The sequence below is a fragment of the Paraburkholderia suaedae genome, assembly GCF_040812055.1.
GTDB lineage: Bacteria > Pseudomonadota > Gammaproteobacteria > Burkholderiales > Burkholderiaceae > Paraburkholderia.
The window spans coordinates 24,050-47,422 of sequence record NZ_JBFOAH010000036.1 but is presented as its reverse complement, the minus strand read 5'-3'; the positions used below and the strand labels follow the sequence as shown (position 1 = coordinate 47,422).

Here is a 23,373-nt window from a genome sequence, read left to right as displayed (position 1 = left end):
CAGACACTACCTACGAAGAGGAGAGCACCACGCGGGTCGGCTCGGGATTGTGCCGGCGGTAGACGCTCAGCCCATAGACACAGATCGCGGCGATGGCAACCGGAACGGATACTACCGCGAACATGACAGTGGTCGGCCAATGGGCAGACAACATCAAGCCACCGATCATCGAGCCGACAATCGAGCCAACGCGGCCCATGCCCAGCGTCCACGCCACGCCGGTGGCACGCGCTGCAGTGGGATAGAATCCGGCCGACAGAATGCTGGTGCCTGTCATCGCGCCACCCGTTCCGACGCCGGTGACGAATAGCGCAGCGAGAGCGAGCACCGGCATTCCTGTTATATGGCCGAGCGAGGCCAGGCTAATGGCGGCGCACAGGAACGCACCAGCCACCACATATTGCGGATTCGTGCGATCCATGAGGAAGCCGAGCAGGACAGCGCCGAGTGCGTTGCCCGTCAGGTAAAGCGCAGTCATCAATGAAGCGTGGCTGAAAGGCACCCCGCTCTCCTGAATGAGAAGCGTCAGCCAGTTACCCAAGAAGTAGACCACGAGCAAGGCCATAAACCCTGTGACCCACAGGAACAACGTGCCACCACGCAAGCCTGGTTTTAGCAGGTAAGTCACCGGCGAATCCTGCACACGCTCTTCGTCCGGCGTGAGATGCGTTTCGGTCGTCGAGATGTCTGGTGCGATGCTTGACATGATCGCTAGCGCCTCGCGTTGCCGATTGTGTGTGACGAGGTAGCTCATCGACTCGGGCAACCAGATAAGCAGCACGATCGCGAGCAGCAGCGGCAGGACGCCACCCAGGATCAGCATGGACTGCCAACCGAACATGCCAATCAGATGCGAGGCAACAAGGCCGCCGAAAACGCCACCCGCGGAGATGCCGCAGCCGAGCGGAGCGACGAGCGTCGAGCGCAGGCGATCGGGACTGTACTCGACTGCGACCGTATACGCATTCGGCATGGCGCCGCCGAGTCCGAGGCCAGTCAGGAAGCGCAACACAACCAGCATTTCGATCGACGTGGACCACGACGAGACGATGCTCAGTAAGCCGAAAAGAATCACGGCGACGATCAGCGTGAGCTTTCTTCCGAAGCGGTCTGCCAGCGGGCCAAAAATGAAGGATCCCACGGCGAGGCCGAAGAATCCGGCGCCAAACACGGGCGCCAGCTGCGCCGCGCTGGCGGCGAAGTGAGACTTGAGCGCCGGTGCGATAAAGCCGAGCACGACCGTGTCGTAACCGTCGATGATCAGTATCAGAAAGCAGAGAAGAAACGTGCGGATCTGAAACCCGGACATGCTTCTCTCGTTGATAAATGTGCGGACCGTTGTTGATTGCCGTACCACCATGCTGATGCTCCTGTTCTGTAAAGCATTCGATCAGTTCCGTCGTTGTGGAGACGTAACTGGACGGTTTGGAATGTATTGCAATCGATTGCAGATGAAAACTGGGGTTTACCGGGAGGGGTTGGAATGGGAGATTTGTAAGAAAAATGGCTGCATGCGGAGGATTCCGACGCATCTCGGTGAAGTTGGCCGGCATATCAAGTCTTTGACAACATGACTTTTTCAGTCGCATAATGCAATCGATTGCAACTGGTCGAGTATCACCGCCAGGCGCCCGGGAGCCTGCAAAAGGTCTCCCGTGGCTAATGCATCGTCAGAAGTCGCCGCGGGCGGAGGAGACCCAAGCCCATGGCCAGGACTTGAAGTGTTTTTTTAATGAACTGATCAGTGAGGCAAGCATGGAAAAGCAGCAACCGTCAAAGCAGGCACGCCAATACATCAAGCGAGATGCCGCACAGGAGCGGGCGTATTCGCCTGCCGTGATTACGCAGGGCGGCAGGATCGTCTGGCTGGCTGGACAGACTGTGGTCGAAGATTCGAACGGCAAGTCGCTTGCGGGTGATTTCAACGGACAGGTGAAGGAGATCTTTGCGCGAATTGCAAAGACGCTCGAACAAGCCGGTGGGACCCTGGCCGACATCGTGACGATGACGGTGTCGATCACTGACGCACGGTTCGGCGATCAGTTTACGAAATTTCGCAAGGAACTCTTCGGCGACAATTTTCCCGCGAGCGCGCTGATTACCGTGGCGGGTCTGGCCAAGCCGGAAATGCTCGTCGAGGTGCAGGCCATCGCGGTTGTTGACTGATCGCTTGCGCGTGCGTAGGCAGGGAAACGCACGGAGGGCAGGTGGGCTGTGATTCAGTTCCATCTGCCGCTTCATTGGGCATCTAGCGCGAGGCCCATGCCTTGGACGAGCGCGCTTCGTCGAGATACTGCCGATCGACACAAGGCGTTCGCGGCCGGCCGAGCGGCACTATCGCGTGGGCATCACGAATGCGCGACACCAGCGCAAGTCCTGCATCTTCGATTTCCATATTCCGGATCAAGCCATGCGTGGGATGAACGAGATCATCGAGCACTGCACGTGCATCGGTGTCGCACAGTCCGGGGAACTGGGCGCGTAGCAAGGCGCAGCAAGCAGCCGCATTGAGCGGGTCGAAGATCCAGTTCAAAGCCTCCCGGTACGCAAGAATGAAACCGATCATCTGAGCGCGGTTCGCACTTGCCCATGACGCGAGCACGGCCCCGACTGTGCCGAGATAGCCCGGAAAGAGCGCCGCGCCCGAGGCCAGTGTTCTGAAGCCCTGCCGTTCGGCGAGCTTTTCGAACGGTGTTCGAACCAGCGTTGCGTCGAATTTGCCGGCTACCAGCGCTCGATATCGATTGCCCGTGCCTCCCGCAGCATCGAACTTCACCGAGTCGGCGGTCATTTCGTTAAGCAAAAGAATTTCGCGCAAAACAAAGGCGAAACCGGTCGTCATGGCGTCGACGGCGAGGGTCTTCCCTTTCAATTCGGACACAGACGCCAATTCCGGTCGAGCGACGAGCGACAGGAAGCCGTGATCCCCGCCCATGAACGCGACGAGATCGGGGGCGCTGCCATTCGCGGCTTCGCCTTGTCCGTCCGTGTAGGCAATCACGTTGTCGACGCTGGTCAGCGCGATGTGAGCCTCACCGGCATTCATCCGGTTGATCATGTCGATCGAGCCTTTGACGTATTGGAGGCTCGCGCTCAAGCCGTATTTCTCGAACAGGTGCTGATTCTCGCCAACCCACAACGGCAGGTTGAACGCGCCTTCAAAGCCGAGAATCTTTAGATTCGTTAGACGGGGGTGCAATCGTATCTCCTTGTGCGTCGCAATCGATTGCATCGTACGATGCAGATTATTCCCACGTCAAGATTCCCGTGCGGGTCGCGGCTTCCCTTGAAGTTAGGGCAAAAAGGGCGCGATACCCGTAGAGAAAGCTTGCGGTGCACCCTCTAAACGACTTTGACATACGCGATTTTCGGTTGTATATTGCAATCGATTGCAGAAGGAGGTGAAGTGTGACCAGGCAAATTGAACCCAGCAGCATCGTGACTGACGCCGCGTCGGTAACCGGGATTGTCCTTGCTGCGATGGAAAACACAGCGAATCCGCGGTTGAAGGAAATTGTGCAAGCGTTGGTCAGGCACGCCCATGCGTTCCTGAATGAAGTGAAGCTGACGGACGACGAATTCGAGGAGGGGCTGGATTTCATCCGGCAGGTGGGGTTGACCTGCACGGACAGTCATAACGAGGTCGTGCTGCTGGCGGATGTGCTTGGCCTGTCGACGCTAGTGAAGGTTTTGAACAACAGCGCACACGAAGAGCGAACCGGCGGTGCATTGCTAGGGCCGTTCTACCGTGAGGGCTCACCACGCTATGAGCATGGCGATTCCATCGTGCAGCGCACGGCGTTGGGATCCCCGCTTTATGTGAGCGGCCAGGTGCTGGATACAAACCGGGAGCCGATACGCAACGCACGCGTCGACGTCTGGCAAGCGTCGCCGGTCGGCCTCTATGAAAACCAGGATCCCGAGCAGCCTGAAATGAATTTGCGCGGGCACTTCCTGACCGACGCACAAGGGAACTTCAATTTCAGAAGCGTGCGGCCGGCTGGATATCCGGTTCCTACACACGGGCCCGTTGGCGATCTCCTGCGCATTCAGAGACGCCATCCATATCGCCCGGCGCATCTTCACTTCGTGGTCGTCGCGCAAGGTTACTCCACGCTCATTTCACAGATTTTTGCTGACGATGCGGAGTATCTGGATTCGGACGTGGTATTTGGCGTCACGCGCGATCTGGTCGGCAAGTTCGAACGCCATGAGTCCGGCACAGGACCAAACGCAGATGCACAGGAGCCGTACTACACGCTGGAATGTTCTTTTGTTCTTGGGGAGGGCGTCTCAACGTATCCGACGCCGCCCATCAAATGACCGAGGTAGATGACATGGCCAACAATATTCTTGAAGGTAAGGTCGCCGTGGTGATCGGAGGCGGCGGTGGCATTGGCAAGGCAACAGCGAGCCGGCTGGCTGCGTCGGGTGCGCGCGTCGTCGTGGTTGGAATGAACGATCTCAAACCCGTTCAGGAGATTGCCGCAAGCCTCCAGGGCGAGGGGCACACAGCGGCCCTCGCGTCGATTACCGATAGCGCAACATTGACCGCGCTGGCGCACAGCGTCAGGAGCCAATACGGGAGAGCCGATATCCTGGTTAACGCGGCAGGCTTTACCAAACCCATCAACCACGCGGACCTCGACGCGCTGACCGACGAGTTGATCGATGACATGTTCAAGGTCAACTGGCGTGGGCAATTCGCCGCTATCCGCGCGTTCAGGGAGTTGCTGGCTGCATCCGGTAATGGCCTCGTCGTCAACGTGTCGTCCATCTCCGCCACCACGGGCGTTGGCAGCAATGTCGCGTACTGCGCCGTCAAAGCCGGAATTGACGTCATGGCGGCATCGCTCGGGCGCGCGCTGGCGCCTCATATACGCGTAGTGAACGTGTCGCCGGGTGTAGTCGATACCGCTTTCGTGCCCGGCCGCGGCGCCGACTTTAACGACAAAGTCGCCGGCACCACGCCTCTTGGGCGGATTGGGACGCCGGACGATATCGCCGCTGCGATCGAGGCTTGCGCTACCCACCTGACCTTCACTACCGGCACGACACTGGTGGTCGACGGCGGCCGACGGCTGAACTGATGAGACCGGGTCTGAGGCAAAAGACAGAGGCAAGAGATTGAGGCAAAAACATGCATGCACGTAAAACCATCATCACCTGCGCGGTGACCGGAAACCTGACGAAGCCGGAGCAGCATCCCGGCCTGCCCATTACGCCGGAGCAGATCGCGACTGCGTCGCTCGATGCGGCGCGTGCGGGCGCCGCCGTCATTCATATTCATGTTCGCGATCCCCGCACCGGCCGGCCGTCGATGGATATCGGTCTTTATGACGAGGTGATCAAGCGCATCCGGGACGAGAACAAGGATCTCATCATCAATTTGACGACGGGGCCCGGTGGGCGCTTTATCCCCAGCGACGACAATCCTCGCGAAGCGGCGCCCGGCACGACGTTGATGCGCCCCGAGGATCGCGTCGAGCACATCCTCGTGTTGCGTCCCGACATCTGCAGCCTCGACCTTAATACGATGAACTCCGGCGGTGACGTCGTCATCAATACGCCGAAAAACGTCAAGCGGATGGCCGCGGTGATTCGCGAAGCAGGCGTTAAACCGGAACTGGAGATTTTCGATTCCGGCGATATGCACCTCGCGCGGGATCTGATCGACGAAGGCGTGCTCGACGGTCCTGGCTTGTGGACCTTCGTAATGGGCGTCAAATACGGCTTTTCGGCTACGCCAGAAACTCTGCTCTATGCGCGCAGCCTGTTGCCGGCGGGGGCCACGTGGGCGGCGTTCGGTGTCGGTCGCTTCGAGTTTCCGATGCTCGCGCAGGCGTGGCTTGCCGGTGGGCACGTTCGCGTTGGCCTCGAAGACAACATCTACATCTCAAAGGGCGTGCTCGCGCCGAGCAATGCCGCACTAGTGGAGCGTGCCCGGGACATCGTGTTGTCGCTCGGCGGCGAACTGGCGACGGCCCAGGAAGCACGTGACATGCTGGGGTTGAATCGATGAGTAAGTCGAACCTTTCTACGAGCATCGAGCCATCAGTCGACTCTGAAGCCTATGTGGCGAGCGGGACCCATCTGATCGGCGAGGTGACAATCGGCGCGCAAAGCTCCATCTGGTTCAACTGCGTGCTACGCGCGGACGTGCAGAAGATCGTGATCGGCGCTCGCACCAACATTCAGGACGGCACGATTGTCCACGGCACGACAAACGGGCTGCCAGTCCTGATCGGGAATGACGTGACCGTGGGGCACGGCGCCATCCTGCACGCATGCACGATCGAGGACGGCGGTTTTGTCGGCTTCGGTGCCCGTGTGCTGGACGGGGCCGTTGTGAAATCAGGCGGAATGCTTGCCGCTGGCGCGTTGCTGTCGCCGGGCAAGGTAGTGGGCTCCGGTGAGCTGTGGGCCGGGCATCCCGCGCGCCTGTTGCGGCCGCTAACCGATAAGGAGCGCGACGACATGGTTGCCACGTCTGCGCGTTACGTAGCGCTCGCCAGCCATTACAAAAGTACGAATCCAGTTATCTTCAGCTATCAGGACAATCAACAATGAACGCAGTTTATGTAACCAAGCCGAGTACCAGCATCGATGCTCTCGAACTCGATTTCGTTAAGCAAGGCGAACTCCAGGTTGCAGCAGGTGAATACCTGATCGAGGTGGTCAGCGCCGGTGTCAATCCGAGCGATGTCAAGGCTGTTCTAGGTGCGATGCCTCATGCAATCTGGCCGCGCACGCCGGGACGGGACTATGCCGGTGTGGTGGTCAAGGGCCCTCAGGCGCTAATTGGGAAAGCGGTGTGGGGAAGTGGCGGCGAGCTCGGCATTCGCCGCAACGGTTCGCATGGGCACTTTCTTGCCGTGCCGGCTGAAGGCGTGCGGGAAAAACCGTCAAACCTGACCATGGATGAGGCCGGCTCGATCGGCGTGCCGTTCATTACGGCGACTGAAGGTTTGCGGCGCGCAGGGGGCGTCAAGAAAGACGATGTGGTCCTGGTACTGGGTGCCAACGGCAAAGTGGGGCAGGCCGCAATCCAGCTTGCCACCAAGGCCGGCGCGAAGGTGTTCGGGGTCGAGCGCACCGCGCAGCCGTATGTCGGCCACGCGAGCGCCGAGGTGATCATGATCGATGCATCATTGCAATCCATCGACGAAGTCGTGCGCGAGAAGACGAACGGACATGGCGCCGATATCGTCTACAACACGGTCGGAAGCCCCTATTTCGAGCAGGCCAACAAGGCACTCGCCAAGCGCGGCACCCAGATCTTCATTTCGACCCTCGACCGGGCCGTTCCGTTCGATATCTTCGCGTTCTATCGCGGCCAGCATACCTATGCCGGCATCGATACGCTGGCGATCGACAGCATCGAAGGCGCGCAGATCCTGGATCAGCTGCTGCCCTCGTTCGAAAGCGGCGCGCTGAAGCCGTTTCCGATCAACCAGGATTTCGTCTTCTCGATCGACAACGCGGCGCTCGCGTACCAGGCCGTTTTGCGCGGCACCACGAACCGGGTGTTGCTCAAGCCATGAACGTGACCCGCTTCGACAAGGCGCCGCAGTACTTCCCGGACAACCATTTCTCCATGCACTGCGTGAGGCTGCAGGGGCATGAAGCAGGCCCCGCGGAGTCGCTGTGGCTCGGCGTTTCGACCATCGAGCCGGGCGGATATACGACCATGTCCGCTTCGGCAGTCGAGAAGCACTATGTCGTTCTTGCGGGTGAACTGACGGTGGAGACGGAAGAGGGCGTGGTCGTGCTGCGCGCCAACGATTCTTGCAGGGTGGCCCCGAATGAACAACGGGCGCTAAAGAATCGCTCTTCCGAACCCGTTTCGGTATTGCTCGCAATGCCGTTTGCGTAGGCTACTCCTGGCGAAGATAAAAATGAAGTTGTCCACGCAACTGAGGTTGTTTCCGGCCGCTATCAGGTCAGGATTACCCACCCATCGCTGGGCAGTGCGGAGATCGAAACGAGCCAGGGCCAGACCGCGGTGGCAACGAATCGTCAATGCCGAGTTTCAGTACGCGACCATTGGGTCGTACATTCGTATCGAGTAGATTCGACGCGCTCAATGTGTAACGCTGTGCAGAAAATGGTATCTGCAATGTTGCGGACGTGGTCTTGCTGTAATTGATTGCAAGCACCGTCACGACTCCAGGCTGATCAGCCAGACAGTGGCGTTGGGGGAGGGACGGCTCACGCCCAGCGCATATGCTGAGCAACGGCTTTGCGATGCGGGGACCAAGCACCTGATGGACAAGGTCAGGGTGTCGAGCTCCACGCGGATGTCCGGTGAATTTCCGGAGTTCGCCCAGGCGAGGGTTAGCATCTTGGTCAAGAACGGTACAGTTCATAGCCATTTCCAGGAGAACCCGAAGGGGAATGCGTCGAACCCGCTTTCGGACGCCGAACTCGAAAGCAAGTTTGTGGAGTTTTACGCGCCGTGGGGAGGGGAGATGTCTGCTCGGCGCGCGCTCGAAGTGATGTGGGACAGTTGATCGCCTATGCAGTCGCGATTTTGCGGCATCCGTTGGGCTCGTTCCCCGGCAATTCAGTACGGGTGGCAAGACCAATCTTCTCGGGATCAGCCGGTGCGGCGACAAAATGTCAGGCACCTGCTCGTCCTGTGCGCCCGAGCCTACATGCGAGGCTTGGAGAAACGACCGGTCGTCTGGCAGACTGGGTTCGCGCAATGCTCGCGCAACGACATTTAAATGTGGTGGCATGTGCGCTGGCCAAAAAACTGGCCCGAACGGCCTGGGCCATTGTTGCACGCCAAAGCACATTCGACGCCGGCTTCGCAACTCGCACGATCTGAACGAGCACAGCTTCATCTTTGCTTACTACAATCACCTAACTGGTTTTGCGACGACTGAGAATTGATGACGTGAACGGCGCAGCGGCCTGACGAAGACCCTGAGTGCCAAAGAGGCTTTTCGAGGCCGATCCACTGTTAAGGATCGTCAGGCGCGAATCTCATCGTGGCGCGGGAAGCAATCTCCACAATGACGCCGAATAGATTTAAGCAAGCCAACTCGCCATCGAAGATCAGGGTTGCAAAAATGGGGTGGACCATAGATTTGGCACTCTGATGCCGTCGGGTACAGCGAGGGCTCCGTCGTTCTTGCGGCCCCTCGGTCTCGACGCGGGAGGGAGGCGTCCATACCATCTCCGCGGTGAAAATCGCCGGGTGTGGCACCGTCCACACCGTGAGGCTCTGGCAGCGATGCTAACCCGCGTTTGTTTCCCTCGGCAGGCCAGCCCTTGCCTCACGAAGTAATACTGACTAACCCGCGTTCAGTTTCCCCACGGTGGGTCAGCCCTTGCCTCACGCAAAGTCATACTGCCTTCCGGTTTCAGTTGAGCCCTCGGGATATCGAAAAGTTGCTGTTCGAGCGTGGGGTCGTCGTGAGCTACGAAACGATTCGGCGCTGGTGCGATAAATTCGGCGCGGGCTTTGCGCATCGCGCCAAGGCTGCGCGTCGTAAGCCCGGCACCGCGTGGCATCCGGACGAAGTGTTGGCGACGGCCGCGCAAAGACGTTGTTTTGAGACGCTCACTCCCTGACCTTCTTCGTGTTTGAAAGGCAGTTTCCAAACCTATAAGAGCAAAAATTGCAATTGCAATTGCAATTGCAATTGCAATTGCAATTGCAAATGCAAATGCAAGATATCGTTCTCACTGTCAGATTCAAGCTGGCGTTTGCCTTTGGCTCATGTGCCATCCTCATGCTACTCCTTGGTAGTGCAGGTGGATACGGCCTTCTGAGCGTGGGATCCCATGCGCGTCCTATCGATCGTTTAGTGACGACGGTGCAGGTTGTCGCGACCTTGGGTGCAGGGGGGGCAGCAATTGTTTTCGGGGTGTGGATCTATCGAACTGTGTGTGTGGCTCTGGATCGTATGGTGACGCAGTTCGGTACGGTTGCGACTACGCTTGATCTCTCGACGCGTCTTGTTGATGTTCAGCAACGGCATGATTATCCATTCACGCCGGCCCGTCCCGATGCTATCGCGCATCCGGATTGACAGAAAGCTTGCGTTCCACGGAAGTAAGCTGCTGCGCAAGCGCCTGCAGCCCTGATAGATCGAGTACGACAAGTCCGCCGTATTCGGTGCGCACGAGGCCGCCATCCTTGAAACGCATTATGGCCTTATTGCAGGTCTGGCGAGACACCGCAGCCAGGTTGGCGAGTTCTTCCTGCGACAGTTGCAAGTGGCGCTCGCCACGAGGGTTTAGCAGCGGATGCACCATGCCCACTAGCGCTCTCGCCACGAGACTGTCGGTATCAAGCAGTCCGTGCGCGGCGACGTTACCCATGAACCAGTGCAGGCGTTCATTCACCTGCATCAGCAGGAATTCGTTGAAGGACGGTTGATGGCGGCGCAGCCAGTCGAAGGTTCCCAGAGGGATCTGTGCGACCCGGCTGTCTCGCAGTGCAATAAGGTCGGACTGACGCGGCGTTTTGCGAATCAGCGTGCCCTCTCCAAACCAGCTGCCTACCGACTGGCCACCCAGTGTCACTGCGCGTCCGTCGTGTGCGGTGATCGACCACTTGATCAGCCCCTCGAGCATCCCGAACCATACGTGCTGTTGATCGCCGTGATGGCCCAGCGACTGGCCCATGGCGATGGAGCGCTCCGAAGCGTCAGCGCGTACCTGACGCCGCGCCGACTCGTCCAACGACATGAACCAGGGCGACTCGGCCAACAATTGGTCAAGCGTGAGCGACGGGGCTACTAACTGCAGTGGTCGAGTCATCCTCGTCTCCTGACTATGTGCGTATAAACACTGACACCGAGTGTCGTCGGATTGACAGTGCCACTGGCGCACCACCTGAATAATGATCGAAATGGAAACTGGAGCATGGGATCATGAGCAAGGAAATCATCTTACACGTCGAGGTTCACTTCGGCGATTGCGATCCGGCAGGCATTGTCTTCTTCCCAAATTTCTCACGTTGGATGGACGCAGCCTCACACCACTATTTCAGGCAGTGCGGTCTGGCGGCGTGGCATGCGTTGAAGGAGTTGCCGCAGTGCATTGGTGCGCCGCTGCTGGAAATTCATACCCGCTTCCATACGTCGGCTACCCATGGCGAGAGTCTCGAAGTCCATACGGAAATCGAAGAGTGGCGCGGCAAGGTATTCATCCAGCGTCACCGCATCATGCGTGGCGAGACCCTTGTCTGCGAGGGCCGGGAAACACGCGCGCTGTGCATTCGGGAAGCAGATGGTCGGCTAAAAGCGGTCCCGGTGCCTGAGTTCATCCGTGCCGCCTGCGCCTGATCTGCAATCGCAAGTCTGATTCGCGCAGAAAGAAGTTGCAGCCCTGGTCAACCAGTCAATCAGAAGGGGTCGGCGATCGCACATGCGTCGCCGCCCCCGTCTATCTTGCCTCGAATGCTGAGCGCTCGATGTCCAGGCCGCGACCCGGATCCATTCAAACATCGCGCTGGAAGTATCGAGTTGAGCCGGCCCTCCCGAACGCGACCACGGGCAGGCGCGCTACGCGCGCTCCGACAGCAAGGCCGAGAGCAGGCGTCGCAGTTCCGAACTCTCCTGCGGAGTCAGCGCAGCGGTGAGGATGCGCTCGACCGCTTCCACGCGCGGACGCAGCGTCGCGAGCTGCTTTCTTCCTTCCGGGGTAAGGAACAGAACGTAGCTGCGCTTGTCGGCCGGGTCGTCCGTCCGCTCAATCAGGCCATTGCGCACCATCCGGGCAACCAGGTCGGCGATGGTGGAGCGGTCCAGGTCCAGTTCATCGCCGAGCTGCCGCTGGTTGACCCCGGGCATCTGCTTCAGCATGACGAGCGCCGCGTACTGCACGCTCGTCACCTCAGCCGAAACCTCACTGAGCCATACCGCCATGTGTCGCTGCTGGGCACGGCGTACCAGACTTCCCGTGTAGCGGGCAAGCGAATCGGAGTCGTCGAATGGGGTCCGCAATTTCGTGGTGTTCCGCGCAGTATTACTTCGTCCGGAAAATTGGCTGCAGGAACGCAGTCAGCTCGGCGTAGGCGTCCAGCGGCACAACATGCGCGACGAACTGGTCTGGACGGACCACGATCAGCGCGCCCCGTTCGCGGTCGATGCCGCGCTCGTTGAAGATATCAGTCGCTGCGTCGCTAGTAAATGCCTTCTCGTAGTCGACGAGTCCGTAGCGGCCCTTGCGCGGCAGCAACAGGCCGGGCAATTCTTCCAGGCGTACTTCCTCATGGGCTTGCTGCAGCACCGCGCGCAGATCCAGTACGCTGTCAGGGTCGGCGTCCTTGGGCGTGATGCGCCGCAAAATGGAATCCGGCGCGGCTGTCAGATGTTCGCACAGCGCATGCAACGCGCTCCGATCGGCGTCAGCGAAGGCGTACAGCCGCCAGCGACCGTCCGCCCGCGCAGCGTGCCCGAGATGGACCGGCTTGGCATCGGCCACGCGGATCACCGGCGACGAATGGAATCGCGTACCGATCGTGAAGCCGCGGGCGAGCGCCTGGTGCGTCGCCTCGCCCGTGAGCATGCCCGGGCGGTAACGGGTGGCGACCCCCGCCGTGTACCGGCCGGCGCGCACGAAGTACGCCTGCAACTCGGCAGGATCGACTCCGCCCGCCTCGGGCCGGCTGTGATCTTTGGGCGGCGCGGCCATCATGGCCGACCACTCCTTGTCGAAATCGATCAGTTCCTGCGCGACGGGCTGGCGTTCGTTGGAATAGGTGCGCAGCAGCGTGGCGTCACCGCGCCCCTGCAAGACCGCACCCAGTTTCCAGCCCAGATTGAACCCGTCCTGCATTGAGACGTTCATTCCCTGGCCAGCTTTTGCACTGTGCGTATGGCAGGCGTCGCCGGCGATGAACACGCGGGGATCGCGCTCGCTTGCGTCGGCCGCGAGAGCATCGTCGAAGCGGTCGGTCAAACGCTGTCCCACCTCGTACACCGAGAACCACGCGACTTCCTTCACGTCCAGCGAATAGGGATGCAGTATCCGCTGCGCGGTGTCGATGATGCGATCGACAGTGATCTGCTTGAGGGTGTCGCGGTTGTTCGGCGTCACGTCTCCCAGATCGACGTAGAAGCGCACGAGATGCCCGCCCTCGCGAGGAATGATGAGCAGATTGCCCTCGCTGGCAGACTGAATGGCCGCTTTGAGTCGAATATCAGGGAAGTTGGTGACGGCAAGCACGTCCATCACGCCCCATGCATGATTGGCTGCATCGCCGCGCAACGTTTGCCCGATGGCGGTCCGTACCTGACTGCGGGCGCCGTCGCAACCCACTACGTAGCGGGCGCGCAGGGTGACTTCTTCGCCGAGCTGCGGCGCATCGGTGCGGCGCAATGTGACCCGCACAGGATACTCGCCTACATCGTCGCGTTCGACGGCCACGACTTCAAGGTCATAATCCGGCTCGAGCCGGCGAGCGGACTGACGCATCACATCCAGCAGATAGTCCTGGATACGTGCCTGATTGACGATGACATGCGGGAATTCTGAAAGACCCGTTTCGGTATCCTGAACACGTCCTGTACGCTTGATCGCGCCGCGATCGTCAGCGTCCGGTCGCCAGAAGACGGTCTCGTTGACCCAGTATGCTTCGCGCAGCAAACGCTCGCTGAGTCCGAACGCGTTGAACATCTCGACGGTGCGGCATGCGACTCCATCTGCCTGCCCCATCAGGAGTGGCCCGGCGCGGCGCTCCACGATGCGGGTCGTGATTGCCGGGAATTGCGATAACTGGGCGGCAAGCACGAGTCCCGCGGGACCGCTGCCGGCGATCAGGACGTCGACCGTTTCAGGCATCTCCGGGCCGTGCACGCGGTCGGCAACAGGATCGATCGAGGGGTCACCGGCGCGGAAACCGTTGAGATGAAATTGCATGATGTCTTCCTCCGTTCTGGGTCATGTCAGCTTGAGTACAAATATACTCCGTACACCAACTATTATGAAGAGTTTAGAGGGCGTGTGGCTGTTTACCCTGGGGTGCTTACGGTTCGTATTGGATGCGGTAGTACGTGTGAGGCAGCCGACCCTCCTCACGCCTGCTTTCCTTCAGTTACTTTGCAGATCACAATCGATCGGCAGCGTTTGACCCGAAATTGATCGCCCGCTTTCGGAGGCTAGAAACACCGCCAGATCGGCAATGTGTTCAGGATTGACAAGGCGCTTGATCGACTGCTTTGACAATGCGGCGGTCGTCGCTTCCGCGAGCGTTTGGCCCGCCTGTTGCGCACGGCCTGCGAGGACTTGCTGAAAGCGTGGGCCGTCCACCGCACCCGGCAGGATTGCGTTGACGCAAATGCCGTCAGCGCCCAATTCCATCGAAAGCGTTTTGGTAAAACCGATGAGCCCCCACTTCGTCGTCGAATAGGCGATCCGGTTCGGGTAGCCGAACCGGCCTGCCGCGGACGACATGTTGATGATCGCTCCTGCCGACGACTTCTTCAGATGAGGAATGGCCAGGCGAGTCACTTCGAAAGTGCCGGTGAGATTCACGCGCAAGACGCGGTCCCAGTCTTCGGGGCTGAGCGAGTCTGTTGATGCCGTCGGCCCAGAGATCCCGGCGTTATTGACCAGCACGTCGAGTCCACCCAGCGCCTGGGTGGCCACGGACATCATCTTCTCGATGTCCTCGCGGATGGACATATCGCACACTGCGGTCCTTACGCCATTGATCTCTAGCGCAAGCGCATCAAGACCGGTCGCGTCAATATCGCAAACGAACACCTCGGCCCCCCTCGATGCGAACGCATGAGTGACGGCTCTCCCAATGCCTCCGGCGCCGGCCGTAACCAAAACCCGTTGCTTGATCATTTCGTCGTTTCCTTAGTTAATGGTCGTCAATGAGCTGCCGTGTGAATGTAGTTGCCCGACCTTCGCCGTGAGTGGCAACGGGGCACGCTGCTCATACGTTCTTGCCGGACTCGCCACGCTACTGTTCGCGTTTGCCCGGTATATCGTCGTTCGAAGGCCGCTGACGCCCGGCGTGTTCGCATGCTTCCTTCGGACTGTCGTAGATATGTGGCGAAAGACCGCGTCGCCAAGCTTCAGTCTGAGGAAGCTGCTTGTCGCGTATCGGGTGACGCCGGCATACAGGTTGTTCACCAGCCAGGTGACCATCTCCGAATACGCGTGCCGGGCGGACCAGGCGGACTGCCTCACGGGCCGAAACGATCTTGCCACGCTCGACGATGCGAATTGCGGGGGGAAAGTGAAGCGTGGATCCAGCGTTCATGATGTCTCCTTCGAGCGCGCCCGGAGGCGGGCTCCCGTGTTTTTCAAGTTGCACAGTGCGACCGTCGCTCCGCGGCCACCCGCCTGCTTGCAGGTAGCAGCGCAAGCTCGCTCACACCCGGCCGCGCCACCAGAACGCCTCGTCGACCAGGTTTGCGATTGCGGCGAACCGCGCATAGCCGACAACTAGCCGGTCGTCATGTCGAAAGATCCTGTCTTTGAGTGTCGTCGCGATGTGCAAGAGCACGTAGGGTTCACGATCCGTTGTGGTAATAGGTCGCCACTATCCGGCCAGTCCGTCGGTATGCGGGAGCGGTTCGCCTTTGCTGTCCGGAAGCCGTCCAACGCGCAGCGCGTCCGCCGGCAATGCAACCAGCGCCATCAGCGCGCCGACGCAAAGCAGAAAACTCATGAAATACAGGCCGTTAGTCAGGCTGCCGGTATAGGTCCTGACAATGCCAATCAGCGTCGGGCTGACGAAGCCACCGAGCGCGCCGAGCGAGCTGATGAGCGCAATGCCCGGCGCACGGGCCTTGTTCGTGAGATAGGTCGGCGGTACCGCCCAGAACGCGGTGGCTGCGCCCATGATGCTAAACGCTGCGACGCACAGCATGATCAATGAAAGCGTCAATGATGTTGAAATGACGGTGCTGCCCGATAGCGCAAGTGCGCCAACAATGCTCGGAAGCGCGATGTGCAGGCGGCGCTCGCGAGATACGTCGGAACTGCGAGAGATCAGCAGCATGCCCAGCGCACCGAATGCGTAAGGAATCAGCGACAGTGCACCGATATGTGCCACGTCGCTCACGCCCATCGATTTGATGATGGTGGGTAACCAGAAGCTGAACGTGTACACGCCGCAAAAGTTGGTGAAGAAGATCATACCGAGAACATAAACGCGCTTATCCGCAAATGCGTCTTTCAGGCGACCGTGACCAGTCGATGCGGCTTCATCGGCTGAAAGCGATGCAGTGACGATCTGCTTCTCTTCGGCGCTCAGCCAGCGCGCGTCGTTGGGACCATTCGACGACAGGTAGTACCAGACGATGCCAAATACGATGGAGGGCAGCCCCTCAAGCAGAAACAACCACTGCCAGCCACCCAGTCCCCCGAGGCCATTCATATTTCCGAGGACCCAGCCGGACAATGGGCCGCCCAGCACACCGGCGACTGGCAGCGAGAAGAGGAAGAGACCGGTTACCTTTGCGCGCTGGGCGCTTGGATACCAGTAGCTCAGGTAAAGAATGACGCCGGGGAAAAACCCGGCTTCGAATACGCCGAGAAGAAAGCGCAGGATATAGAAATGCATTGGCGTGCGTACAAACATCATCGCCACGGATGCTGCGCCCCAGAGCACCATGATGCGCAGGAAAGAGAGCCGGGCACCGATCCGCTCGAACAGCAGATTGCTGGGAATTTCGAGCAACAGATAGCTGATGAAGAACACGCCTGCGCCAAAGCCGTACACCGCGTCCGAAAAGTCGAGTGCGCTTTTCATCTGCAACTGGGCGTAACCGATGTTGATCCGGTCCAGATAGGCGAGCAGATACGCAATAAAGACGAGCGGGATGATCCGCCGTGTGATCCGTGCAAACGTTGCGTCTTCAATTTTCGCGATCGGGCAGGCAGGGCCGCCTGAACGCAGGGTAGTTTCGTTCATGTCTAGTCCTCCAGGGAGCCCGTCCGGGCCGGCACGCGCTCCACTTTATCTCCATAGGATGTTTGCCCCGATGCATTGTTTGTTTTTTAGGGGCCAACACTGATCTTGTCTGCCTTACGCGACGAATCTGCGTCTATGCAGGGAGCGCACCGGGCAGCATTCCTTCATGTACAGTGCACGGTTATCGCAACTGCGGCAGCCCGATGATCTCGCGCGCCTCGGTAGCGGTTGCCGGCTCGTAGCCCATCTCGCGTACCAGGCGAACGAGCCGCTCGACCAGTTGAACATTGGTGGCCAGTTCACCCTGCCTGTAATACAGATTGTCTTCGAGACCGACGCGCACATGGCCGCCCAGAAGGAGCGAATTCATCGCGGCCGGGAGCTGCGCCGCGCCGATTGCGCTCACATTGAAAACCGTGTTGCGCGGCAGGTGGTCCACCATTGTCTGTAACAGGCGAGGTGTGTAGGGCAACGCGCCCTGAAAGGCGTTGGCACCTATGACGATATTGATGAAGTGCGGCGCGTCGTCGAGCCCCTCATTAATCGCCCGCTGAACATCCTGGACGATGTCGGCGAGGCCAAACACTTCCCACTCTGGCTTAATGCCTCGCGTCTTCATCATTTCGGCAATCTGACGAATGCGCGAGGGTGGGGTCGCTACCAGAATCTCCTTGCCCCCGAAGCTGGCGATCACCGTCTGGGCATCGAGTGTGCACATTTCGACGCCATCACCCTGCATGCCTTTCAGGCGCTCTTCCCACTGGATCTCCCACAGGCCGTTATCTAACTCGCGCACCATGTCGCCGTTGATGCCGCCGCCAGTGGAATTGTTCAGGATAATGTCGCACTTCTCGCGGATCAGGCGGTTGATGCGGCTGTAAATTGCGGGTTCGCAGGTGGCTTCGTCGTCGGGGCGCCGCGCGTGGACTGCAACAACACTGGCACCAGCGTTGTAACAACGGTAGGTATCGTCGGCGATCTCCTGCGGTTGAGTCGGCAGGTTCGGATTCATCTTCTTGTTGGCCATGCCGCCGGTCGGGGCGACGGTCACAATGACTTTTGGTGTGCTCATGATTGCAATCTCCAGCGGAGGAAAGAAGCAAGAAAGTGTGGTGTCTTCAAGTAGGACAATCGGCTACGGTATTCCGGCTAGTGTGCGGCAGCCCCCTCTCGTGGGCAAACCAAACTACGCCCTTCGACCGGGCAAGGAGCATCTGCATACCGCCTATGGTCCGTACGGTCCAGGCCAAATCCCCAACCTGCGGCGCTGCTTCGCCGGGCAGCGGCTTGCTGGTTTGCCTGAACGGGAAACAGATTGAGAAGAGGATGCTGCCTCCGAACTCACAGATGGCATTTGAGACGGCCAGATCCTCCCTCATCTGCGCTTGCGCATCGCCGAAATTGATGCGTTCAAGCTGTACAAACACGTATGCGCCCAGCACGACAGGCAGCGCACGCCAGCTGATCTTGCGATGACGGTGTCTTCTGCAAAACGAGCCGGCGGACAGCGTGTGCCTTCCGCCTTTGCGGGCAGCGCTGCGAGCGCGGTTCATCGGGCGGCTCTGTCGTGATGGCCATGGCTACATTATTTCTGGACGCCACGGAAGTCACTGTCGATAGGCCGACAGTTGGGGTCAGGGTAAACATCATGGCGTTTGGGCAATCCGTGGCGAGTCCGGGCGACTGCGCCAGAGGCGCAATCACCGAACGGCCAGCAAGCCAACGCCAGGAGGTCGCTGACAGCCTGTGATACGGGCTCCCGCAGTGACGGGAAACAGGCGCAACGGTGCCTCCGTATTGCACCCTTGCGGGAGGGGCGGCCACGACTTGGCGTTTACGCTGACACTAATTGTCGTTCTAGCGACAGTCGTGTACGCGGGCACCCGAAATAATGCGTGTCATACAAGACGAGGAGACACGCGATGAATCCTGCTCGTACGGTGCCTGCAGTCGCCACCGCAGGCATCGGCAGTTCGCCACACCGATCGGCGCAAAGCGGCGTTTGCAAAGAAATCAGCTGGCACGTGATACCGGTCGGGCCGATCGCCTGCGTCTTCGCGTCTCTCGACCGCATTAATATCGGGTACGCGCATCACCAGATGAAGCAGGACCTGACGTTCTCCGATACTGTGTATGGGCTGGTTGCCGGTATCTTCTTCGTCACCTATCTGAAGTTCGAGGTGCCCGGCAACCTGTTGCTGGAAAAGTTTGGTGCGCGGCCCACTTTCTTGAGGACCATAGCGCTTTGGGGTCTCACGTCCGCCGCGACTGCTTTCCTCACTGAAGCCTGGCAGGTCAGGGGAATCCGACTGATGCTGGGCCTCTTCGAGGGAGGCTTCTTCCCCGCAATCATCCTGTACCTCACGTACTGTTATCCGAGCCAGCGTCGCACCCGCGTGACGGAATTGTTCCTGTTCGGCATGCCGACCACGTGTCTTCTGGGAGGTCAACCGTCGGGGATGATCATGAGCGACATGGAAGGCCTCGACGTCATGCATGGCTGCCAGCAGATGCTCATCGTCGAAGGACTGTCGACCGTTTTGCTGGGATCTTTTCTCTACCGGATGCTTCCGGACAACTCACACTTCATCAATATTGTCGTAGGCGCGAACGCCTTTCAGGGCGCATTGCCATATACGCCACGCCTGCTGCAGACCATGGGCGACCACCTTCCGCCACGCACAGTCTTCAACGTCAGCGCAATCGGCGCGGCACAGCTACCGGCCGCGATGAATTCGCTGTTGCTGGGGGGCATGTGCGCGTGGGGCCGGAAGACAACCTGTACTACAGGCAGGGGCAACTGGCTACCAACGTGCAACTCGTCGAGCGGCTCGTCCGCCTGGTGCGTGAGATGGGCTACGAACCAGCCACCCCGGCCGAGGCGCGGGAGATCATCGGGCTGCGCCCGCTGCGGGAAGAGGTCAGCGCTGCCTGCCTGGCGGGCTAAACCAGGAGCAAAGCGGGCGTAGGCACTGCAGTTGTCGGCGGGGCGTCGTTGGCGAGGGTTGAGACACATACTCGCCTCGACTGCGCCTCCTGGCAAAACTGCCCCGAAAGAATAAAGCAAACCACATCGGTAAGTTGCCGAGTTGATATTCAGAGGCGATACATGGACATAGATTTTGCAGAGCTGGCCGCACTAGTGACTCTTCTGAAAGAAGCGGACTTCACCCAGTTCCGCTACGAAAAGGGCGATGTGCGCATTGACGTGCGCCGTGGCGGCGTTGGCCCGGACGCATCCGCACAGCCGATGTCGTCGACCCTATCCAATGCGCCTGTACCGCCTGCCGCAGCGACAGCTACCCTTCCGACCGTCGCTGCGGCTCCGGCGACAACGCGCTCAGAGGAGAGCATCGCACAGACGCCTGTCGCTGGCGCCGTGGCGATCAAGGCACCCATGCTGGGCACGTTCTACACCACACCCAAGCCGGGCGAACGGGCATTCGTAAGCGTCGGCGACCGGGTAGAGCCCGACACGGTCTTGTGTATCGTCGAGGTCATGAAGCTGATGAACTCCGTCCATGCGGGTGTACACGGCGTCGTCGTGGGGGTGCATGCCAACGATGGGGAACTGGTCGAATTCGGTCAGCTGCTTTTTAGCATTCGCGAAGAGGCGGCGCGATGAGCCGCCACAAGGTATTCGTGGCAAACCGGGGCGAAATTGCCTTGCGCATCATCGAGGCGTGCGATCGGCTGAGCGTCGATACCGTGCTAGGCGTGTCCGAGGCCGATCGCGACACCTTGGCAACCCGCCGTGCCGGGCGCACAGTAGTTTTGGGTCCTGCGCGTGCGCCAGAGAGCTATCTGTGCACCGAATCCGTGGTGCACGCGGCGGTCGCCACTGGGTGTACCGCGGTTCATCCGGGCTACGGGTTCCTCTCCGAGCGGGCGGATTTTGCACGCCTGTGCAGCGAGAATGGCTTGATTTTCGTAGGCCCGCGCCCGGAGCATCTGGAGATTCTGGGCGACAAATTGAGCGCCCGTCGAGTCGCCGAACTCGCTGGTGTACCGGTTTCTCCCGGGGGAGAAACGACTAGCGGCGCGCAGGCGCTGGAACTGGCCGCGCGCATCGGCTATCCGGTACTGGTGAAAGCCGCCTTTGGCGGCGGCGGGCGCGGTATGAAACTCGTGCAAGCCGCCTCTGAATTAATGGCGGCGTGGGAACTGGCCTCGTCTGAAGCTGCATCCTCCTTTGGCGACGGCACGGTGTTCATCGAGCGTTTCGTGGAAAACGCCAAGCACGTCGAAGTCCAGATTCTCGGTGATACGCACGGCCACTGCATTCATCTGGGCGAGCGCGAGTGTTCGGTCCAGTATCGCTACCAAAAAGTGATCGAAGAGGCACCTTGTACTGCCCTGTCCGACGATGCGCGGGCTCGACTACATGGCTACGCAGTGCGCATTGCCGGGCAGATTGGCTATGTGAGCCTCGGTACGGTGGAGTTTCTCTACGACGTCGAACGGGGCGACATGTGTTTCCTGGAAGTGAACCCGCGGGTACAGGTCGAACACCCGGTCACGGAAGCGGTCACTGGCGTGGACCTGGTGCGGGAACAACTGCTGATTGCCTTTGGTGAGCCCCTGAGGCTTCGCCAGGAAGATGTGTCGATTGACGGGCATGCGGTGGAATTGCGGATCACCGCGCAGGATCCGACCCGGTATCTACGCCCGTCGCCTGGACGACTGACAAGATGGCGTCCCCCGGCCTTGGGCGGCGTGCGCTGGGACACCCACCTGTACGAGGGCTACCTGTTCCCACCGTACTACGACGCGCTGATGGCCAAGGTGATCGCTTATGGGCCTGATCGCATTGCCGCCCTTGAACGCCTGCGCCGCACGTTGGAGCGGCTCGAAGTGGAAGGCCCAATAACTAACGTGCCTTTGCTCAAGGCCCTCCTGAGCGCACCAGAAGTGGTGAACAACCGTGTGACGACCCGGTGGCTGGAAGATGCTTTGCCGCGACTTTGTGGGAGTGAGTCATGACTGCGATTCAGCTGATCGACGTGAGCCTGCGCGATGGCAACCAGAGCTTATGGGGTGCAGTAGGTGTACGTACCAGTACGGTTCAGCGCATCGCACCGCTCATGAACGCAGTGGGCTACCACACCGCCGAGGTGGCTACCAGCACTTTGCTGGCGACGGCGGTGCGGTACCAGAAGGAGGATCCGTGGGTGCGACTCGATGCGATGCGGGCCGGCGCGCCCGATACCCGGCTGGGCTTTCTCACCACCGGCAAACGCTTCATCAGCTTCTCGCGCACCCCGGCTAACCTGTTCCAGCTGGCATTTGACCTGCTGCGTCGTCACGGCGTCACGCGCATGTGGATCATTGATCCGATGCACGACATGGAGTCGGCGATGGAGACTGCGCGCATGGCGAAGCGCGCAGGCTTTGAAGAGGTCATAGGCGGAATTTGCTACACGGTAAGCCCCGTGCACACCGATGCGTACTTCGCTGAAAAGGTGGCGCAGTTCGACAAATGCGATGCGATCGATTCGATCTATATCAAGGATCCGGCCGGTCTGCTGACACCGGAGCGTTTGCAAACGCTTGTGCCCACCCTACGCGGGCGGCTCCGGCACAAGCCGATCTGTGAACTGCATACCCATTGCAACACCGGTCTGGCGCCGTTAACCCTGCTGAGCGCGGCGGATATGGGCATCACCCATCTGCATTGCGCGCTCCCGCCGCTAGCAGACGGCCCATCGCATGCGTCAGGCATTCAGCTGGTGACCAATCTGCGTTCCCGCGGTCACCGGGTCGACGTCGATCTGGAGGCGATGCAGCGAGCCTCCGATTGCCTGCAGCGCGAGGCGACGTTACGTGGCTTGCCTGCCGGAAAGCCTGCTGTCTATGACGAGAGCTATTATCGGAACACGATACCCGGTGGTGTACTGAGTACGACGAAGCGGCAGCTGTCCGAGATGGGTAAAGCTCATCTGATGCCAGCCGTGATCGAGGAGGCGCAGCAAGTCCGCGCCGATCTGGGCTGGCCTATCGTCGTTACGCCGTTCGCGCAGTACATCGTCACGCAGGCAGCGCTCAATGTCATGTCGGGCGAACGCTACAAACAGATCAGCGACGAAGTGGTCGACATGTTATTGGGTGCCTGGGGCCCAATGCCTGGCATCGTGAACGCGCAATTGCTGGACCGCGTGCATCAATTGCCACGTGCGCGTAATCGTCAGTCCAGCGCTGAGAGTGAGCCGCCTTCGCTTGATGAATTGCGCCGCCGCTTTGGTGGCGACATCAGTGATGAGGATCTGCTTCTGCGCGCGCTTATGCCGGCTGATCAGGTCGCCGCGATGGTGGCGGAACGCGCTAGCGCGAAACGCGCAGTCTCAGCGGGCGGCTCATCCGGACTACGCGAACTGGCGACGGCTCTCAGCGCGCCACAGGGTCCCTTGTCCATTTCCATCCACTGTGGGGGCGCCACGTTTGAGATGACGGGCCGCCGTGTTGAAACTCGATAAGAGGAA

At 60.0% G+C, this 23,373-nt stretch carries 22 protein-coding genes and 4 pseudogenes; 17 read left to right on the top strand and 9 right to left on the bottom strand.

Annotated features, from left to right (window positions below; translation table 11 throughout):
- Positions 1 to 10 precede the first annotated feature (10 nt).
- Entirely contained in the window at positions 11 to 1,309 is a 1,299-nt protein-coding gene (locus tag ABQJ48_RS32555) for an MFS transporter (protein WP_367842043.1), read from the bottom strand.
- Positions 1,310 to 1,662: 353 nt separating this feature from the next.
- Here ABQJ48_RS32555 and ABQJ48_RS32550 point away from each other — a divergent pair, with 353 nt between their 5' ends.
- On the top strand, positions 1,663 to 2,166 hold the full coding sequence (locus tag ABQJ48_RS32550) for a RidA family protein (RefSeq protein WP_367842042.1): 504 nt from the start codon (positions 1,663 to 1,665) through the stop codon (positions 2,164 to 2,166).
- Positions 2,167 to 2,248: 82 nt separating this feature from the next.
- Here ABQJ48_RS32550 and ABQJ48_RS32545 read toward each other — a convergent pair whose 3' ends face one another.
- Positions 2,249 to 3,199 carry an ABC transporter substrate-binding protein gene (locus ABQJ48_RS32545; RefSeq protein ID WP_367842041.1) on the bottom strand — a complete coding sequence of 317 codons (951 nt, stop codon included), beginning with the start codon at positions 3,197 to 3,199 and terminating at the stop codon, positions 2,249 to 2,251.
- Positions 3,200 to 3,408: 209 nt separating this feature from the next.
- Between ABQJ48_RS32545 and ABQJ48_RS32540 the strand changes: the two genes are divergently transcribed.
- The 10 genes and pseudogenes from ABQJ48_RS32540 (at position 3,409) to ABQJ48_RS32495 (ending at position 10,043) form a co-directional block, all read left to right on the top strand.
- On the top strand, positions 3,409 to 4,323 hold the full coding sequence (locus ABQJ48_RS32540) for a dioxygenase family protein (protein ID WP_367842040.1): 915 nt from the start codon (positions 3,409 to 3,411) through the stop codon (positions 4,321 to 4,323).
- 14 nt (positions 4,324 to 4,337) lie between these two features.
- Positions 4,338 to 5,090 (top strand): SDR family NAD(P)-dependent oxidoreductase, encoded by a 753-nt coding sequence (locus ABQJ48_RS32535; RefSeq protein WP_367842039.1) that lies wholly within the window; start codon positions 4,338 to 4,340, stop codon positions 5,088 to 5,090.
- A gap of 50 nt (positions 5,091 to 5,140) precedes the next feature.
- Positions 5,141 to 6,022: a beta-keto acid cleavage family enzyme gene (locus ABQJ48_RS32530; RefSeq protein ID WP_367842038.1), complete on the top strand. Its 882-nt coding sequence runs from the start codon at positions 5,141 to 5,143 to the stop codon at positions 6,020 to 6,022.
- A complete protein-coding gene (locus tag ABQJ48_RS32525) occupies positions 6,019 to 6,570 on the top strand; it encodes a gamma carbonic anhydrase family protein (protein WP_367842037.1) in 552 nt (183 codons plus the stop codon). The genes ABQJ48_RS32530 and ABQJ48_RS32525 overlap by 4 nt, the downstream gene beginning before the upstream one ends.
- The gene (locus ABQJ48_RS32520; RefSeq protein ID WP_367842036.1) at positions 6,567 to 7,544 is read left to right on the top strand and encodes a quinone oxidoreductase family protein; all 978 of its coding nucleotides are present in this window, start codon (positions 6,567 to 6,569) and stop codon (positions 7,542 to 7,544) included. Before ABQJ48_RS32525 ends, ABQJ48_RS32520 begins: the two co-directional genes overlap by 4 nt.
- A complete protein-coding gene (locus ABQJ48_RS32515) occupies positions 7,541 to 7,876 on the top strand; it encodes a cupin domain-containing protein (RefSeq protein ID WP_367842035.1) in 336 nt (111 codons plus the stop codon). Before ABQJ48_RS32520 ends, ABQJ48_RS32515 begins: the two co-directional genes overlap by 4 nt.
- 313 nt (positions 7,877 to 8,189) lie before the next feature.
- Complete coding sequence (locus ABQJ48_RS32510; RefSeq protein WP_367842034.1) at positions 8,190 to 8,513, top strand: MmgE/PrpD family protein; 324 nt, start codon at positions 8,190 to 8,192, stop codon at positions 8,511 to 8,513.
- 7 nt (positions 8,514 to 8,520) lie between these two features.
- A pseudogene (locus ABQJ48_RS32505) lies at positions 8,521 to 8,833 on the top strand (transposase); the annotation flags it as partial.
- 464 nt (positions 8,834 to 9,297) lie between these two features.
- Positions 9,298 to 9,543, top strand: a pseudogene (locus ABQJ48_RS32500) (IS6 family transposase); the annotation flags it as partial.
- A gap of 86 nt (positions 9,544 to 9,629) precedes the next feature.
- The gene (locus tag ABQJ48_RS32495; RefSeq protein WP_367842033.1) at positions 9,630 to 10,043 is read left to right on the top strand and encodes a hypothetical protein; all 414 of its coding nucleotides are present in this window, start codon (positions 9,630 to 9,632) and stop codon (positions 10,041 to 10,043) included.
- Here ABQJ48_RS32495 and ABQJ48_RS32490 read toward each other — a convergent pair.
- A complete protein-coding gene (locus ABQJ48_RS32490; protein WP_367842032.1) occupies positions 10,024 to 10,776 on the bottom strand; it encodes a Crp/Fnr family transcriptional regulator in 753 nt (250 codons plus the stop codon). The genes ABQJ48_RS32495 and ABQJ48_RS32490 overlap by 20 nt on opposite strands.
- Before the next feature lie 113 nt (positions 10,777 to 10,889).
- Here ABQJ48_RS32490 and ABQJ48_RS32485 point away from each other — a divergent pair, with 113 nt between their 5' ends.
- Positions 10,890 to 11,303 (top strand): acyl-CoA thioesterase, encoded by a 414-nt coding sequence (locus tag ABQJ48_RS32485; protein ID WP_367842031.1) that lies wholly within the window; start codon positions 10,890 to 10,892, stop codon positions 11,301 to 11,303.
- Positions 11,304 to 11,522: 219 nt separating this feature from the next.
- Here the strand turns inward: ABQJ48_RS32485 and ABQJ48_RS32480 are convergent, their stop codons facing one another.
- From ABQJ48_RS32480 to ABQJ48_RS32455, 6 genes are all read right to left on the bottom strand, one after another.
- A complete protein-coding gene (locus ABQJ48_RS32480; RefSeq protein ID WP_367842030.1) occupies positions 11,523 to 11,963 on the bottom strand; it encodes a MarR family winged helix-turn-helix transcriptional regulator in 441 nt (146 codons plus the stop codon).
- Between the two features lie 22 nt (positions 11,964 to 11,985).
- Positions 11,986 to 13,881 carry an FAD-binding monooxygenase gene (locus ABQJ48_RS32475; RefSeq protein WP_367842029.1) on the bottom strand — a complete coding sequence of 632 codons (1,896 nt, stop codon included), beginning with the start codon at positions 13,879 to 13,881 and terminating at the stop codon, positions 11,986 to 11,988.
- 171 nt (positions 13,882 to 14,052) lie between these two features.
- The gene (locus tag ABQJ48_RS32470) at positions 14,053 to 14,814 is read right to left on the bottom strand and encodes an SDR family oxidoreductase (RefSeq protein WP_367842028.1); all 762 of its coding nucleotides are present in this window, start codon (positions 14,812 to 14,814) and stop codon (positions 14,053 to 14,055) included.
- 703 nt (positions 14,815 to 15,517) lie between these two features.
- The gene (locus ABQJ48_RS32465) at positions 15,518 to 16,894 is read right to left on the bottom strand and encodes an MFS transporter (protein ID WP_367842027.1); all 1,377 of its coding nucleotides are present in this window, start codon (positions 16,892 to 16,894) and stop codon (positions 15,518 to 15,520) included.
- Positions 16,895 to 17,075: 181 nt separating this feature from the next.
- The gene (locus ABQJ48_RS32460) at positions 17,076 to 17,966 is read right to left on the bottom strand and encodes a beta-keto acid cleavage family enzyme (RefSeq protein ID WP_367842026.1); all 891 of its coding nucleotides are present in this window, start codon (positions 17,964 to 17,966) and stop codon (positions 17,076 to 17,078) included.
- Between the two features lie 46 nt (positions 17,967 to 18,012).
- Complete coding sequence (locus tag ABQJ48_RS32455; RefSeq protein WP_367842025.1) at positions 18,013 to 18,447, bottom strand: hypothetical protein; 435 nt, start codon at positions 18,445 to 18,447, stop codon at positions 18,013 to 18,015.
- A gap of 369 nt (positions 18,448 to 18,816) precedes the next feature.
- On the opposite strand from ABQJ48_RS32455, the pseudogene ABQJ48_RS37935 reads away from it, so the two are divergent.
- The 5 genes and pseudogenes from ABQJ48_RS37935 to ABQJ48_RS32435 all read left to right on the top strand — a co-directional run.
- Positions 18,817 to 19,380 (top strand): annotated as a pseudogene (locus ABQJ48_RS37935) (MFS transporter); the annotation flags it as partial.
- Positions 19,381 to 19,461: 81 nt separating this feature from the next.
- Positions 19,462 to 19,841: pseudogene (locus ABQJ48_RS37930) on the top strand (3-keto-5-aminohexanoate cleavage protein); the annotation flags it as partial.
- 162 nt (positions 19,842 to 20,003) lie between these two features.
- Positions 20,004 to 20,519, top strand: a complete 516-nt coding sequence (gene accB / locus ABQJ48_RS32445; protein WP_367842024.1) for an acetyl-CoA carboxylase biotin carboxyl carrier protein — start codon at positions 20,004 to 20,006, stop codon at positions 20,517 to 20,519.
- Positions 20,516 to 21,877 carry an acetyl-CoA carboxylase biotin carboxylase subunit gene (locus tag ABQJ48_RS32440; RefSeq protein ID WP_367842023.1) on the top strand — a complete coding sequence of 454 codons (1,362 nt, stop codon included), beginning with the start codon at positions 20,516 to 20,518 and terminating at the stop codon, positions 21,875 to 21,877. Before accB ends, ABQJ48_RS32440 begins: the two co-directional genes overlap by 4 nt.
- Complete coding sequence (locus ABQJ48_RS32435; protein ID WP_367842022.1) at positions 21,874 to 23,367, top strand: hypothetical protein; 1,494 nt, start codon at positions 21,874 to 21,876, stop codon at positions 23,365 to 23,367. Before ABQJ48_RS32440 ends, ABQJ48_RS32435 begins: the two co-directional genes overlap by 4 nt.
- The last annotated feature ends 6 nt before the right edge of the window (positions 23,368 to 23,373 follow it).

Bases quoted from the DNA above. Each gene is read 5' to 3' on its own strand.
- ABQJ48_RS32555 (WP_367842043.1), bottom strand. From the start codon at position 1,309: ATGTCCGGGTTTCAGATCCGCACGTTTCTTCTCTGCTTTCTGATACTG.
- ABQJ48_RS32550 (WP_367842042.1), top strand. From the start codon at position 1,663: ATGCATCGTCAGAAGTCGCCGCGGGCGGAGGAGACCCAAGCCCATGGC.
- ABQJ48_RS32535 (WP_367842039.1), top strand. From the start codon at position 4,338: ATGGCCAACAATATTCTTGAAGGTAAGGTCGCCGTGGTGATCGGAGGC.
- ABQJ48_RS32530 (WP_367842038.1), top strand. From the start codon at position 5,141: ATGCATGCACGTAAAACCATCATCACCTGCGCGGTGACCGGAAACCTG.
- ABQJ48_RS32525 (WP_367842037.1), top strand. From the start codon at position 6,019: ATGAGTAAGTCGAACCTTTCTACGAGCATCGAGCCATCAGTCGACTCT.
- ABQJ48_RS32520 (WP_367842036.1), top strand. From the start codon at position 6,567: ATGAACGCAGTTTATGTAACCAAGCCGAGTACCAGCATCGATGCTCTC.
- ABQJ48_RS32515 (WP_367842035.1), top strand. From the start codon at position 7,541: ATGAACGTGACCCGCTTCGACAAGGCGCCGCAGTACTTCCCGGACAAC.
- ABQJ48_RS32490 (WP_367842032.1), bottom strand. From the start codon at position 10,776: ATGACTCGACCACTGCAGTTAGTAGCCCCGTCGCTCACGCTTGACCAA.
- ABQJ48_RS32485 (WP_367842031.1), top strand. From the start codon at position 10,890: ATGAGCAAGGAAATCATCTTACACGTCGAGGTTCACTTCGGCGATTGC.
- ABQJ48_RS32475 (WP_367842029.1), bottom strand. From the start codon at position 13,881: ATGCAATTTCATCTCAACGGTTTCCGCGCCGGTGACCCCTCGATCGAT.
- ABQJ48_RS32470 (WP_367842028.1), bottom strand. From the start codon at position 14,814: ATGATCAAGCAACGGGTTTTGGTTACGGCCGGCGCCGGAGGCATTGGG.
- ABQJ48_RS32465 (WP_367842027.1), bottom strand. From the start codon at position 16,894: ATGAACGAAACTACCCTGCGTTCAGGCGGCCCTGCCTGCCCGATCGCG.
- ABQJ48_RS32460 (WP_367842026.1), bottom strand. From the start codon at position 17,966: ATGAGCACACCAAAAGTCATTGTGACCGTCGCCCCGACCGGCGGCATG.
- ABQJ48_RS32455 (WP_367842025.1), bottom strand. From the start codon at position 18,447: ATGAACCGCGCTCGCAGCGCTGCCCGCAAAGGCGGAAGGCACACGCTG.
- accB (WP_367842024.1), top strand. From the start codon at position 20,004: ATGGACATAGATTTTGCAGAGCTGGCCGCACTAGTGACTCTTCTGAAA.
- ABQJ48_RS32440 (WP_367842023.1), top strand. From the start codon at position 20,516: ATGAGCCGCCACAAGGTATTCGTGGCAAACCGGGGCGAAATTGCCTTG.
- ABQJ48_RS32435 (WP_367842022.1), top strand. From the start codon at position 21,874: ATGACTGCGATTCAGCTGATCGACGTGAGCCTGCGCGATGGCAACCAG.